This is a genomic window from Collinsella sp. HCP3S3_E5 (assembly GCF_052067635.1).
In the GTDB taxonomy this organism is placed as follows: Bacteria; Actinomycetota; Coriobacteriia; order Coriobacteriales; family Coriobacteriaceae; genus Collinsella.
In genome coordinates this window covers 1-499 of the sequence record NZ_JBQHQF010000072.1, presented here as the reverse complement: position 1 = coordinate 499, position 499 = coordinate 1, and the positions used below count along the sequence as shown (strand labels likewise).

Annotated in this window: 1 protein-coding gene; it reads left to right on the top strand. The window is 65.5% G+C overall.

Features of this window, described 5'->3' with window-relative positions; translation table 11 throughout:
• Positions 1-298 precede the first annotated feature (298 nt).
• The coding region (locus ACTM82_RS09040; RefSeq protein WP_441088555.1) for an agmatine deiminase family protein at positions 299-499 on the top strand (201 nt) is incomplete at its 3' end.

Below are 499 nucleotides of genomic sequence, written 5' to 3'. Positions count from 1 at the left end.
CAACGGTAGGCCTAGCTGGTCGGCATGCCTTTGCCTTTTCTGAAATTTTTCGTTTCCGTAGATGAAAAGAATGGGTGCCGCACTAGCAACAATCAGATTGCCCTAAACACCTCTCCCGTATCCCTCGTGCGCCCTGTCTCCGCGCACCTGGCTACGTCGTCGCCCGCCGGTGCGACCCCGTGAAAATCGGCGCCGGGCGCCCCGACCTCTGCCGGGGGACGGGCGCCCGCCATCTCTTGGTCCTAGGCCGCGGGCAGCCCGCCCGCGGCAGACGATCGTTCGGTTTGGAGGAAATCTTATGCGTACGATCACCGAGTCCGAGTCCACCCCGAGGGCCGACGGCTTCTTCATGCCCGCCGAGTTCGCCCCCCAGGACCGCGTGTGGATAGGCTGGCCCCACCGCACCGACACCTGGGCCCACGGCGCCAAGCCCGCCCAGAAGCAGTATGCCGCCATCGCCCGCGCCATCTCCGAGTTCACCCCGGTCTACATGTGCGCC